Origin of the sequence: Streptomyces sp. NRRL WC-3618, from assembly GCF_001280005.1 — a bacterium.
Lineage (GTDB): Bacteria > Actinomycetota > Actinomycetes > Streptomycetales > Streptomycetaceae > Streptomyces.
The window spans coordinates 1-10,359 of the sequence record NZ_LGDW01000108.1; the positions used below are offsets into that span (position 1 = coordinate 1).

Consider the following 10,359-nt stretch of genomic DNA (forward strand, 5'->3'; position numbering starts at 1 on the left):
CTCCTCCCCTCACCTCACCCGTCCTGTTTTCCCCTCCTGAGAATCCCGGCTGTTGCCGGCATGCGAAAGGAACAACGACGATGAGCGACATCAGCCTGTCCGAGCTGAGTGAGCTGCTGCTCGAGTGCGTCGGCGCCCCCGAAGAGGGCACCAGCCTCGACAGCGAGGACGCCCTCGACACGCCCTTCCTGGAGTTCGGGTACGACTCCCTGGCCCTGCTCCAGGTCACCGGTCTGATCACGCGCCGGCACGGCGTCGTCCTGTCCGACGACGCCGTGATGGAGGCCGAGACACCGCGCCTGCTGCTGAACATGATCAAAGAGGCGCCGCAGGCCGGGGCGGTCCGATGACCGCGCCCACAACCGGCTCCCCCGCCCCTTACGCCCCCGGTTTCGACGGCAGACGTGTGGTGGTCACCGGCGGGACCCGGGGCATCGGGCGGGCCGTCGCCCTGGCCTTTGCCCGCGCCGGCGCGCGGCTCACCGTGGTCCACCGCGCCGACGGCGAGGCGGTCCGGACGCTCGACGCGGAGCTGACCGCCACCGGCTGCGAACACGTCCTCGTACAGGCGGACGTCACCAGTGACGCCGGCGCCCAACTGGTCGCGGACACGGTCCGCGAGCGGTTCGGCGGCGTGGACGTCCTGGTCAACAACGTGGGTGTGGACGGACACTCCAAGTTCGAGGACCTGTCCGAGGCCGAGTGGCACCGGGTGATGAACCACAACGCCACGTCCACCTACCTCGTCACCCACGCGCTGGTGGGGCTGTTCCCGGACGGCGCGTCCGTGGTCAACGTAGGAGCCTCGGTCGCGCTGCGCGGCCGGCCGCTCGGTGTGCACTACAGCGCGTCCAAGGCCGCCCTGGTCGGGTTCACCCGGGCGCTCGCCAAGGAGCTGGGCGGCCGGGGGATCCGGGTCAACACGGTGGCCCCCGGGGTGACCGAGACCGAACCCGGTGCCGGGCTGCCGCCCGTGATCGCCGAACGGATCGCCGGGATGACGGCGCTCGGCCGGCTCGGGCGTCCCGAGGACGTCGCCGGGGCGGTCCTCTATCTCGCCGGGGACGCGGCCTCGTACGTCACCGGCGCCACTCTCGAAGTCGACGGAGGAATCTGATGCCCTACGCAGCCATCACCTATCGGGTCAAACCCGGCCACGAGGAGGAGGTCGCCGCGATCTTCGCGGGCTTCCAGCGGGTCGACACCCCGGACTTCGCCGGGGAGGCGGGCGAGACGGCCGGCCGGCTGCTCGGTACGGCCGTGTTCATCAAGGACGACGTACTCGTCCGCTTCATCCACTACGAAGGTGACTTCTCGGCCGTCGCCCGGCACATGGCCGGACAGAAGGGCGTGCACGTCCTGGAGGACAAGCTCGCCCCGTTCCTCGCCGTGGAGCGGGACACCAGTTCCCCCCAGGGGTTCGCCGAGTACTTCCGCAACGCCACGATGCGTTCGCTCGCCCAGCTCACCGTCGACACCCACCCCACGGTGGCCCCGGCGTCATGACGGGGCTGCTGGGCGTCGCCGCGCTGCTCGGCGGCGGAATCACCGCGGGGGTGCTGTTCGCCGTCGCGCTGAGTGTGGTGCCCGCGCTCTTCGCGATGGAGACGGGCACCTATGTGTACGCGCACGGGCTGCTGGGCCGTAACTGGGATCCCACGATGCCGGTCATCGTGCTCGGCAGCGCGCTCGCCAACGGCGTGCTCGCCGCCCTGACGGACGGCGTCGCGCGGGTGCTCTTCGCCCTCGCCGTGGTCCTGCTGCTGGGGGTGTCGGGCGTGTCCCATCTGTGCAACGTCCCCATCAACCGGCGCGTCAAGGCCGTCACGGACCCTGCCGCGCTCCCCGCCGACTGGGAGGATCCCCGGCCCCTGTGGCGGCGCTGGCATCTGCTGCGCACCGCACTCGCCGTCGTGGCCCTGGCCGTGACCGCGGCGGCGGTCACGGCCGTCTGACGGCGTCACACACCCCTGTCCCTCCCGTGCCGCCGGTCGCGCGGGAGGGACAGGGGTGTGTGCCGTCGGGCGTCAGGGCCTTCGGGCCTACGCCTGTTCCGCCGTCGCCAGCTGGTCGCGTACGGAGATCTGGGCGACCGTCGTCAGCAGGCTGCGCCGGAACGTGGCCACGAAGCCCTCCGCCGTGTCCGTGTCCCGCGGCTTGCTGAGGTACGGCTTGAGCTTCTTCTCCACCTCCCGGACTCCCGGCTGCGCCGCCATGTGGCGGGCGACGGCCTCCAGGTCGCCGGTGTACTCGATGACACGGACCAGCGTGTCGTCCCGCAGGAAGACGGCGGTGGCCAGGATGGTGCCGGCCGTGCGGCCCCCCTCGTCCGTGACGCTGCTGCCGCGTACCCGCTTGAAGTTGCCGAAGATCTCGGTGAGTTCCTTCTCGTAGCCGGGCTTGATGTCGTAGGTGATCGCCGCAAACGGCATGGGACGGCTCCTGTTCGCTGTGGGGTGTGTGACCTCAGCGGAACCGAGGCGGCTCCAATACGCCTCGAGACGTCCTCCATCCCCCCGGAGAGCTGGATCTGTGTTCGAGCGGCTCTCCAGACGGCGGTGCCACCGTCCGACCTGATGCTGACCGTGGTTCCCCAGGAGGTACGCCGTGCACCGCACCTTGATCGTCGCCCGTCTGAAGCCCGACAAGGCCGACGACATCGCTGAGATCTTCGCCGAGTCCGATGCCACCGACCTCCCGGGAATGGTCGGCGTCTCCCGCCGCACCCTCTTCCGGTTCCACGGGCTCTACTTCCACCTCGTCGAGGCCGACGAGGACATCACCGGCAACCTCTACCGGGCGCGCAGCCACCCGCTGTACGACGACATCAACACCCGGCTCGCCGAGTGCGTCGAGCCCTACGACCCCAACTGGAAAGAGCCCAAGGACGCGATGGCCGACCCCTTCTACATCTGGACCAAGGACGGAGGGCGGATCAAGTGACCACCTCCATCACCCGGACCGTGAAGGTGTCCGCGGCCGAGGTCGCGGCCAACACCAAGCGCGGCGGCGACATCAGGGTCACCCTCAGCCCCAAGACCGTCGGCTGCACCTCGGGCTTCGGCGGGGTCGTGACCCTGGAGCCCGGCGACTTCATCACCGAGCACTACCACCCGTACTCCGAGGAGTTCCTCCACGTCGTCAGCGGCGATCTGCGGATGACGCTGGACGGCGAGCCGATCACGCTGACCGCCGGGGACTCGCTGCTCGTCCCGATCGGCGTACGGCACCGCCTGCTCAACTCCGGCGACACCACCGCGACGTGCGCCTTCCACCTGTCCCCGCTGGCGCCGCGTCCCGAGCTCGGCCATGTGGACACCGAGACGGCGCAGCACCCCGAGCAGTCCAACCCGGATGTGGGTGGGGCGCCGTGAAACGACGGGCCGTCATCACCGGTATCGGGGCGGTGGTGCCGGGCGGGGTCGGCCGGGAGGCGTTCTGGGATCTGCTGTCCGAAGGACGCACCGCCACCCGGCGGATCAGCCTCTTCAATCCCTCCACCTTCCGTTCGCAGGTCGCCGCGGAGGTCGACTTCGACCCGCTCGCCGCGGGGCTGGAGCCGCGCCACGTACGGCGGATGGACCGTGCCGCGCAGTTCGCCGTGGTCTCCGCCCGGGAGGCGGTCGCGGACAGCGGACTCGACCTCGCCGCGCTCCCCCCGGAGCGGATCACGGTCAGCCTCGGCAGCGCCGTCGGCTGCACCATGGGCCTCGAGGAGGAGTACGTCGTCCTCAGCGACGGGGGCCGGAAGTGGCTGGTGGACCACGAGTACGGCGTACCCCACCTGTACGGCTACATGGTGCCCAGCACCCTGGCCGCCGAGGTCGCCTGGGAGGTCGGCGCGGAGGGTCCGGTCGCGCTGGTCTCCACCGGCTGTACGTCCGGTCTGGACTCGATCGCCCACGCCGTCCAGCTGATCGAGGAGGGCAGCGCGGACGTCGCGCTGGCCGGCGCCACGGACGCCCCGATCTCGCCGATCACCTCGGCGTGTTTCGACGCGATCAAGGCGACGACCACCAACAACTCCGATCCGGAGCACGCCTCGCGGCCCTTCGACCGCGACCGCGACGGCTTCGTGCTCGCCGAGGGGTCGGCCGTGCTGGTCCTGGAGGAGCGCGAGGCCGCCGAGGCGCGCGGCGCCCGGATCTACGGCGAGATCGTCGGCTTCGCCGGGCGCAGCAACGCGTACCACATGACCGGACTGAAGCCCGACGGCAGGGAGATGGCCGAGGCCATCTCGGTCTCCCTGAACCAGGCGCGGCTCAACCCGACGGACGTGGGCTACATCAACGCCCACGGTTCCGGCACCAAGCAGAACGACCGGCACGAGACGGCGGCGTTCAAGCGGAGCCTGGGCGACCACGCCTACGACATCCCGGTGAGCTCCATCAAGTCGATGGTCGGCCACTCGCTCGGGGCGATCGGCTCCATCGAGGTGGCCGCCTGCGCACTCGCCCTGCAGCGGCAGGTCGTGCCGCCGACGGCGAACCTGCACAACTCCGACCCGCAGTGCGACCTGGACTACGTCCCGCTCACCGCCCGGGATCACGCGATGGACGTGGTGCTGAGTGTCGGCAGCGGATTCGGCGGGTTCCAGACCGCGATGCTGCTGGCCCGGCCGGGCACGGCGGCCGCGGCGGCCGGAAGGAGCGGGGCATGACGGCCGCACAGACCGCCCCGCCGGTGATCACCGGCATCGGCGTCACCGCCCCCACCGGCATCGGGGTCGAGGCCCACTGGTCCGCGGTGCTCGCCGGGAAGTCGGCGATCAGCCGGATCGAGCGGTTCGACCCGTCCGGGTATCCGGTGCGCCTGGCCGGCGAGGTGCCGGGGTTCGACGCCGTGAGCGCCGTACGGCCGAGCAGGCTGGTCTCCCAGACCGACCACTGGACGCATCTGGCGTTCGCGGCCGCCGAGGAGGCGATCGCGGACGCCGAGGTCGATCTGTCCCAGCTGCCCGAGTACGAGATGGCCGTGGTGACCTCCTCGTCCTCGGGCGGCACCGAGTTCGGGCAGCGGGAGATGACCGCGCTCTACCAGAACGAACCGTCCTGGGTGGGCGCCTACCAGTCGATCGCCTGGTTCTACGCGGCCACCACCGGACAGTTGTCCATCCGCCACAAGATGCGCGGTCCGTGCGGGGTGCTGGCCTGCGAGCAGGCCGGCGGGCTCGACGCCGTCGCCCAGGCCAAGCGGCTGACCGACAAGGGTTCCCGGCTGGTCCTCACCGGCGGCACGGACGCCTCGCTGTGCCCGTACGGCCTCACCGCGCAGCTCTCGACGGGCAGGCTCTCCACCGTCCCGGACCCGGGCCGGGCCTATCTGCCCTTCGACGCCGAGGCCAGCGGGTACATCCCCGGCGAGGGCGGGGCGATCCTGGTCCTGGAGAGCGCCGAGTCCGCCGCCGCGCGCGGAGCCGGGCCGGGCTACGGGAAGGTGCTCGGCCACGCCGCCGGCTTCGACCCGCCGGCCGACTCGGGGCGGCCCCGGGTGCTCCAGCGGGTGGCCGCGCAGGCGCTGCGGGCGGCCCGGCTGACGCCGGCGGACATCGACGTGGTGTTCGCCGACGCCGCCGGGCTGCCCGCCGACGACCGCGCGGAGGCCGAGGCCCTCGCGGCCCTCTTCGGGCCCTCGGCGGTCCCGGTCACCGCGCCGAAGACCCTCACCGGACGGCTGTACGGCGGGGGCGCCCCGCTCGACGTCGCCACGGCGCTGCTCGCCCTGCGCGACGGAGTCGTCCCGCCCACCGTCGGCACCCGTCGGCCGGCGCCCGGCCTCGAGATCGACCTGGTCACCGACGGTCCCCGGCAACTGCCGCTGCGCCACGCCCTGGTGCTGGCGCGGGGCCACGGGGGCTTCACCTCGGCCCTGGTGCTGGGCCGCTGACCGCCCGGTCGGCGGCGCCGCCGTGCCCACCGTGATCACCGTGACGACATTGGTTAGGAGCACAACGATGGCTGGACACACCGACAACCACATCGTCATCGACGCCCCCATCGACGTGGTGTGGCAGATGACCAACGACGTGCCGAACTGGCCCGATCTGTTCAGTGAGTACGCCTCCGCCGAGGTGCTGGAGCGCGACGGCGAGACCGTGCTCTTCCGGCTCACCATGCACCCCGACGAGGACGGCAACGTCTGGAGCTGGGTGTCACGCCGGACCAGCGACCCCGCGACCCGGAGTGTGCGGGCCGAGCGGGTGGAGACCGGCCCGTTCGACTTCATGAAGATCTTCTGGGAGTACACGGAGGAACCCGGCGGGGGCGTGCGCATGCGCTGGGTCCAGGACTTCCACATGAAGCCGCAGGCGCCCGCCACCGACGAGGCGATGACCGAGCACCTCAACCGGAACACCAAGGTGCAGATGGCGCTCATCAAGGAGAAGGTCGAGGCCGCGGCCCGCGCCCTCACCAGCTGAGGGGACCCCCGTGTTCGCGTTTCTCACCCCCCTGGTCCTGCTGCTCAACGGGCTCGCGGCCGGGGTGCTGTTCGGCACCCAGCTGGGCGGTTTCCCCTACCTGGCCTCGCTGCCCGCCGACCGGTACGTGCACGCCCACGCGTTCTTCGGGACCCGGTACGACCCGGCGATGCCACTCTGTCTGCTCGGCACCGTCGGCTGCGACGTGGCTCTGGCGTTCGTGGCCCCGGAACCGGTCGCGCGGGCCGCGTTCGCCGTGGCCGCCGTGCTCGCGGCGGCCACCGCCGTCATCTCGGTCGCCAAGAACGTGCCGGTCAACCGGTGGATGCGCACCCTCGACCCGGAGAACCTGCCCGCGGACTTCGCGGACCGGGACCCGCGGCTCGACTGGGGTGCCTGGAACCGCAGGCGCAGCCTGCTGACCATCGCCGCGCTGCTGGTGAACTGCGCCGCGCTCGGCGTCCTGCTGTGACCCACCCTCAACACCCTCACCGTGGAGGAATCATGGATCTCGCACTTCGTGGCAAGAAAGCGCTGGTCACCGGCGGCACGCGCGGCGTGGGCCGGGGCATCGTCCTCGCCCTCGCCCGTGCGGGCATCGACGTCGTCACCTGCTACCAGAAGGAGAGCGACTACGTCACCTCGCTGGAGGCCGAACTCAAGGAGATCGGCGGCGACCACCACGTCCTGCGCGCCGACATCTCCCAGCCGGCCGAGGTCGCCGACCTACTGGCACAGGTCAAGGAGCGGTACGGACGACTCGACCTGGTCGTCAACAACGCCGGCGCGATCAGCCACATCCCGTACGCCCAGCTGCCGTTGGAGGAGTGGCAGCGGATCTTCACCACCAACGTCACCGGCGCCCACCTGGTGATCCAGCACGCGCTGCCGCTGCTGGGCGAGGGCTCCTCGGTGGTCAGCATCGGCTCCCGGGCCATCGACGCCGGTATCCCGCTGCGCGCCCACTACACGGCGACCAAGGCCGCGCTGGTGGGGCTCAACCGCTCGCTGGCCAAGGAGTTCGGGCCGAAGGGCATCCGCTTCAACGTGGTCGCCCTGGGTGTCATAGAGACCGAGAACTTCCACGCGATGCCCGAGGCCCAGCGCACCCTCATGACCGAGCGGTACAGCGCCAAGACCGCGCTCGGCAGGCTCGGCACCCCCGACGAGGTGGCCGGCGCCGTGCTGTGGCTCGCCAGCGACCTGTCCCGCTATGTCACCGGCAACACCATCGGCGTCGACGGGGGGATCTCCTGATGACGTTCCGGGTGATGCTGCGCATGGAGATCGTGCCGGGCAAGGAGACGGACTTCGAACAGGCCTGGTACGCGGGGACCGACGCGGTGACCGGGCATCCGGCCAACGTGGGGCAGTCGCTGTGCCGGGCCACCGGTGAGGAGAGCACGTACTACATCGTCAGCGACTGGGTGGACGAGCCGCGGTTCCGCGAGTTCGAGGACAGCCCCGCGCACCTGGAGCACCGCTCGACGCTGCACCCGTTCCGCAGAAGCGGCTCCTTCCACACGATGGAGCTGGTCACGCACCTCGACGGCAAGGCGGCCGGTGGTGACCGCTGAGGTCCGGGTCATGGTCTACCAGGCCGCGTACGACGAGGAGCAGCTCGCCGCGGTCAGGACCGCCTACCACCTGGTGAGCAAGCGGCTGGCGGGGGTGCCCGGCATGCTCGGCAACGAGTTGCTGCGCAGCCCCGCCGACCCCACCGCCCTCGCGGTGGTGAGCCGTTGGGAGTCCATGGCGGCGTTCCTCCTCTGGGAGCAGGGCGACGGCCACCGCGGCGACACGGCCCCGCTGCGCCCCTTCCGCGACACCCGGGTAGCCGCGCCGTTCGCCGTCTACGAGGTCGACGCCGCGTACTGACGTACCGAAGGAGAAGGGATTGTCATGAATCACCGTCAGTTGGCGTTCATCGGCCTCGGCAACATGGGCAGCGGCATGGCGCACCGGCTGCTGAACAGCGGGTACGGGCTCACCGTGTTCAACCGGACGGCCGCGAAAGCCGGTCCGCTGGTCGAGGCCGGGGCCCGTCTCGCCGACTCCCCTGAGCAGGCGGCCGAAGGGCACCGTGTCGTCCTGCTGAGCCTCAGTGACGAGCAGGTGGTCGACGAGGTGCTCTTCGGCCGCGTCGTTCCCGCGTTGGAGCCGGGTTCGCTAGTCGTCGACACGTCCACCGTCTCCCCCGGCTACGCCCGGGAGGTGGCCGAACGGCTGGCCGCCAAGGGGCTGCGCCGGGTCGAGGCCTGTGTGGTGGGCAACCCGCTCCAGGCCCGTGAGGGTGCGCTGCGCGTCTATGTGTCCGGCGCCGAGGAGGACATGGCCGAGGTGCGGCCGGTGCTGGACACGATCGGCTCGCAGGTGCTCCACCTGGGCGCGCCGGGCACGGCGACGAGCATGAAGCTCATCCTCAACCTGCTGCTCGGCGCCCAGGTCGCCTCGATGGCCGAGGCCGTCGCCTACGGCGTCGCCGCCGGCCTGGACCGGGAGCAGCTCATCACCTCCATCTCGGAGAGCGGGTTCAGCTCCGTGGTGATGCGGTTCCGCGCGGCTCTGATGCGGGACAGCTCCTACGAACCGGCCTTCTTCCGGGCCGATCTGATGGAGAAGGACATGCGGGTCGCCACCGCCGCGGCCCGGGAGAGCGGACTCGCCCTGCCGGTCCTGAACACGGTCCGGGAGAGGTTCGCGGCGGTGGTCGCCGCCGGTGACGGCGCCAAGGACGCCTCCGTGGTCGTCGAACACCCCGCCTAGCACACCGCGAAGGCGGGCGCCCCCCTCCGGCGTATTCGGAGGAGGGCCCCCGCCTTCGCGGTGTCGTTCGACGCGGCGGCCGTGCGTCCTCAGCTCATGCCGCCACCCGCGTCCCGACCAGGCCGAGGCCCTGGTAGATCTCCAGGGTCGCGGTGGAGTTGTTCAGCGTGATGAAGTGCAGCCCGGGTACGTCCTCTTCGAGCAGCTGCTCGCACATGCGCGCCGCGTACTCCACCCCGATCTCCCGCACGGCGGCCGGGTCGTCCTCCACCGCGTGGAGCCTTTCGGCGAGCCGCGGCGGGAACACGGCATTGCTCAGTTGCGCCATGCGCTCGATCTGACGGACGTGGGTGACCGGCATGATCCCGGCGATCACCGGAACCCGGCAGCCCTGCGCGTACAGCCGGTCGCGGAGGCGGAGATAGTCCTCGACGTCGAAGAACATCTGGGTGACGGCGTAGTCGGCGCCGGCCTCGCACTTGCGGTGGAAATGGGTGATCTCGCTGTCCCAGTCGGGCGAGCGGGGGTGCCGCTCGGGAAACGCGGCGACCCCGACCCCGAAGTCCCCGCAGGACCGCACGAGGCGGACGAGTTCCTCGGCGTGGTTGAGCCCCTCCGGGTGGGGGCGCCACTCCCCCATGGGGTCGCCCGGCGGGTCCCCACGCAGGGCGAGGATGTCGCGTACCCCGGCGTCCGCGTACTGGCCGATGATGTGGCGCAGTTCCGCCTCGGAGTGCCCCACGGCGGTGAGATGGGCGACCGGGGTGAGCGTGGTCTCCTGGGCGATGCGCCGGGTCGTCTCCACCGTGCGCTCGCGGGAGGATCCGCCCGCCCCGTAGGTCACGGAGACGAAGGTGGGGTGCAGTGGTTCGAGCCGCCGGACGGACTCCCACAACCGCTCCTCGGCCTTCTCCGTCTTTGCCGGGAAGAACTCGAAGGAGTAGGAGCGCACGCCGGCGGCGAGCACATCTGAGATGCGTGGCACTGCTCGCTCCCCGAATCAGTAGCGGTAGTGGTCCGGTTTGTACGGACCCTCGACGGCGACACCGATGTACGAGGCCTGCTCCGGGCGCAGCGTCGTCAGCTTGACGCCGAGGGCGTCGAGGTGGAGGCGGGCGACCTTCTCGTCGAGGTGCTTGGGCAGCACGTAGACGTCGGTGGGGTACTCCTGGGGC

Annotated in this window: 17 protein-coding genes; 14 read left to right on the top strand and 3 right to left on the bottom strand. The window is 71.0% G+C overall.

All coding sequences use genetic code 11. The annotated features are described in order from the left end of the window. Window positions 1–80: 80 nt before the first annotated feature. Genes ADL01_RS13430 through ADL01_RS13445 form a run of 4 tightly spaced genes read left to right on the top strand, consistent with a single transcriptional unit; the run spans window position 81 to window position 1,955 of the window. Window positions 81–350 carry an acyl carrier protein gene (locus tag ADL01_RS13430; RefSeq protein WP_053742197.1) on the top strand — a complete coding sequence of 90 codons (270 nt, stop codon included), beginning with the start codon at window positions 81–83 and terminating at the stop codon, window positions 348–350. Next, complete coding sequence (locus ADL01_RS13435) at window positions 347–1,117, top strand: SDR family NAD(P)-dependent oxidoreductase (RefSeq protein ID WP_053742198.1); 771 nt, start codon at window positions 347–349, stop codon at window positions 1,115–1,117. The genes ADL01_RS13430 and ADL01_RS13435 overlap by 4 nt, the downstream gene beginning before the upstream one ends. Beyond that, window positions 1,117–1,506 (top strand): SchA/CurD-like domain-containing protein, encoded by a 390-nt coding sequence (locus tag ADL01_RS13440; RefSeq protein ID WP_053742199.1) that lies wholly within the window; start codon window positions 1,117–1,119, stop codon window positions 1,504–1,506. The genes ADL01_RS13435 and ADL01_RS13440 overlap by 1 nt, the downstream gene beginning before the upstream one ends. Continuing rightward, window positions 1,503–1,955 (top strand): DUF1772 domain-containing protein, encoded by a 453-nt coding sequence (locus tag ADL01_RS13445; RefSeq protein WP_053742200.1) that lies wholly within the window; start codon window positions 1,503–1,505, stop codon window positions 1,953–1,955. The genes ADL01_RS13440 and ADL01_RS13445 overlap by 4 nt, the downstream gene beginning before the upstream one ends. Before the next feature lie 87 nt (window positions 1,956–2,042). On the opposite strand, the gene ADL01_RS13450 is transcribed toward ADL01_RS13445, so the two are convergent. Beyond that, window positions 2,043–2,432, bottom strand: a complete 390-nt coding sequence (locus ADL01_RS13450) for a SchA/CurD-like domain-containing protein (RefSeq protein ID WP_053742201.1) — start codon at window positions 2,430–2,432, stop codon at window positions 2,043–2,045. 175 nt (window positions 2,433–2,607) lie between these two features. On the opposite strand from ADL01_RS13450, the gene ADL01_RS13455 reads away from it, so the two are divergent. The 10 genes from ADL01_RS13455 (at window position 2,608) to ADL01_RS13500 (ending at window position 9,184) form a co-directional block, all read left to right on the top strand. Further along, window positions 2,608–2,943 carry a TcmI family type II polyketide cyclase gene (locus ADL01_RS13455; protein ID WP_053742202.1) on the top strand — a complete coding sequence of 112 codons (336 nt, stop codon included), beginning with the start codon at window positions 2,608–2,610 and terminating at the stop codon, window positions 2,941–2,943. Next, a complete protein-coding gene (locus ADL01_RS13460; protein ID WP_053742203.1) occupies window positions 2,940–3,374 on the top strand; it encodes a cupin domain-containing protein in 435 nt (144 codons plus the stop codon). The genes ADL01_RS13455 and ADL01_RS13460 overlap by 4 nt, the downstream gene beginning before the upstream one ends. Further along, on the top strand, window positions 3,371–4,660 hold the full coding sequence (locus ADL01_RS13465) for a beta-ketoacyl-[acyl-carrier-protein] synthase family protein (protein WP_053742204.1): 1,290 nt from the start codon (window positions 3,371–3,373) through the stop codon (window positions 4,658–4,660). The genes ADL01_RS13460 and ADL01_RS13465 overlap by 4 nt, the downstream gene beginning before the upstream one ends. After that, window positions 4,657–5,886 (top strand): ketosynthase chain-length factor, encoded by a 1,230-nt coding sequence (locus ADL01_RS13470; RefSeq protein ID WP_053742205.1) that lies wholly within the window; start codon window positions 4,657–4,659, stop codon window positions 5,884–5,886. The genes ADL01_RS13465 and ADL01_RS13470 overlap by 4 nt, the downstream gene beginning before the upstream one ends. Before the next feature lie 67 nt (window positions 5,887–5,953). Next, window positions 5,954–6,418 carry an SRPBCC family protein gene (locus tag ADL01_RS13475; protein ID WP_053742206.1) on the top strand — a complete coding sequence of 155 codons (465 nt, stop codon included), beginning with the start codon at window positions 5,954–5,956 and terminating at the stop codon, window positions 6,416–6,418. A gap of 10 nt (window positions 6,419–6,428) precedes the next feature. After that, window positions 6,429–6,890 (top strand): anthrone oxygenase family protein, encoded by a 462-nt coding sequence (locus ADL01_RS13480; RefSeq protein WP_053742207.1) that lies wholly within the window; start codon window positions 6,429–6,431, stop codon window positions 6,888–6,890. Window positions 6,891–6,922: 32 nt separating this feature from the next. After that, window positions 6,923–7,675 (top strand): SDR family NAD(P)-dependent oxidoreductase, encoded by a 753-nt coding sequence (locus ADL01_RS13485; protein ID WP_053742208.1) that lies wholly within the window; start codon window positions 6,923–6,925, stop codon window positions 7,673–7,675. Continuing rightward, on the top strand, window positions 7,675–7,995 hold the full coding sequence (locus ADL01_RS13490; RefSeq protein ID WP_053742209.1) for an antibiotic biosynthesis monooxygenase family protein: 321 nt from the start codon (window positions 7,675–7,677) through the stop codon (window positions 7,993–7,995). The genes ADL01_RS13485 and ADL01_RS13490 overlap by 1 nt, the downstream gene beginning before the upstream one ends. Next, window positions 7,985–8,296 (top strand): antibiotic biosynthesis monooxygenase family protein, encoded by a 312-nt coding sequence (locus tag ADL01_RS13495; protein ID WP_107090883.1) that lies wholly within the window; start codon window positions 7,985–7,987, stop codon window positions 8,294–8,296. Before ADL01_RS13490 ends, ADL01_RS13495 begins: the two co-directional genes overlap by 11 nt. Before the next feature lie 24 nt (window positions 8,297–8,320). Next, window positions 8,321–9,184 carry an NAD(P)-dependent oxidoreductase gene (locus tag ADL01_RS13500; protein WP_053742210.1) on the top strand — a complete coding sequence of 288 codons (864 nt, stop codon included), beginning with the start codon at window positions 8,321–8,323 and terminating at the stop codon, window positions 9,182–9,184. 94 nt (window positions 9,185–9,278) lie between these two features. Here the strand turns inward: ADL01_RS13500 and metF are convergent, their stop codons facing one another. Both metF and ADL01_RS41875 read right to left on the bottom strand, forming a co-directional pair. After that, window positions 9,279–10,160, bottom strand: coding sequence for a methylenetetrahydrofolate reductase [NAD(P)H] (gene metF, locus ADL01_RS13505; protein ID WP_053742212.1), 882 nt, complete (start codon window positions 10,158–10,160; stop codon window positions 9,279–9,281). Between the two features lie 24 nt (window positions 10,161–10,184). Beyond that, window positions 10,185–10,359: adenosylhomocysteinase (locus ADL01_RS41875; RefSeq protein WP_199834817.1), on the bottom strand; the 175-nt coding region annotated here is incomplete at its 5' end.

What these genes read in the sequence shown, in the direction of transcription:
- ADL01_RS13430 (WP_053742197.1), top strand. Translation starts at nt 81, where the DNA reads ATGAGCGACATCAGCCTGTCCGAGCTGAGTGAGCTGCTGCTCGAGTGC.
- ADL01_RS13435 (WP_053742198.1), top strand. Translation starts at nt 347, where the DNA reads ATGACCGCGCCCACAACCGGCTCCCCCGCCCCTTACGCCCCCGGTTTC.
- ADL01_RS13440 (WP_053742199.1), top strand. Translation starts at nt 1,117, where the DNA reads ATGCCCTACGCAGCCATCACCTATCGGGTCAAACCCGGCCACGAGGAG.
- ADL01_RS13445 (WP_053742200.1), top strand. Translation starts at nt 1,503, where the DNA reads ATGACGGGGCTGCTGGGCGTCGCCGCGCTGCTCGGCGGCGGAATCACC.
- ADL01_RS13450 (WP_053742201.1), bottom strand. Translation starts at nt 2,432, where the DNA reads ATGCCGTTTGCGGCGATCACCTACGACATCAAGCCCGGCTACGAGAAG.
- ADL01_RS13470 (WP_053742205.1), top strand. Translation starts at nt 4,657, where the DNA reads ATGACGGCCGCACAGACCGCCCCGCCGGTGATCACCGGCATCGGCGTC.
- ADL01_RS13475 (WP_053742206.1), top strand. Translation starts at nt 5,954, where the DNA reads ATGGCTGGACACACCGACAACCACATCGTCATCGACGCCCCCATCGAC.
- ADL01_RS13485 (WP_053742208.1), top strand. Translation starts at nt 6,923, where the DNA reads ATGGATCTCGCACTTCGTGGCAAGAAAGCGCTGGTCACCGGCGGCACG.
- ADL01_RS13490 (WP_053742209.1), top strand. Translation starts at nt 7,675, where the DNA reads ATGACGTTCCGGGTGATGCTGCGCATGGAGATCGTGCCGGGCAAGGAG.
- ADL01_RS13500 (WP_053742210.1), top strand. Translation starts at nt 8,321, where the DNA reads ATGAATCACCGTCAGTTGGCGTTCATCGGCCTCGGCAACATGGGCAGC.